We start from the raw sequence: 396 nt of genomic DNA, 5'->3' as shown, positions 1-396 counted from the left end.
GTAAGAAACACTCAATCGTTCTTGTAGCAGAAGGTTGCATGACTGCGCAAGATTGTCAAAAAGAATTATCACAATACATCAATGTTGATAATAGAGTGTCTGTGTTAGGTCACGTTCAACGTGGTGGTAGCCCAACAGGTGCGGATAGAGTTTTAGCATCACGTTTAGGTGGATATGCGGTAGACTTATTAATGCAAGGTGAAACAGCTAAGGGTGTTGGAATTAAGAACAATAAAATTGTAGCAACATCTTTTGATGAAATTTTTGATGGTAAAGATCATAAATTTGATTATAGTCTATATGAACTTGCTAACAAGTTATCTATATAAGATTTCAGGAGGAATTATAAAATGAGAAAAACTAAAATTGTATGTACAATTGGACCAGCTTCAGAAT

The 396-nt window shown here is 34.3% G+C and carries 1 protein-coding gene; it reads left to right on the top strand.

Annotated elements, in window-relative coordinates:
• Positions 1-329 (top strand): 6-phosphofructokinase (locus D7X74_RS42480; RefSeq protein ID WP_199742038.1); only part of this gene is annotated, 329 nt, incomplete at its 5' end.
• Between the last annotated feature and the right edge of the window lie 67 nt (positions 330-396).

It is taken from the genome of Corallococcus sp. CA047B, from assembly GCF_003612065.1.
GTDB lineage: Bacteria > Myxococcota > Myxococcia > Myxococcales > Myxococcaceae > Corallococcus > Corallococcus praedator.
This window is presented reverse-complemented; position numbering and strand designations above follow the sequence as displayed.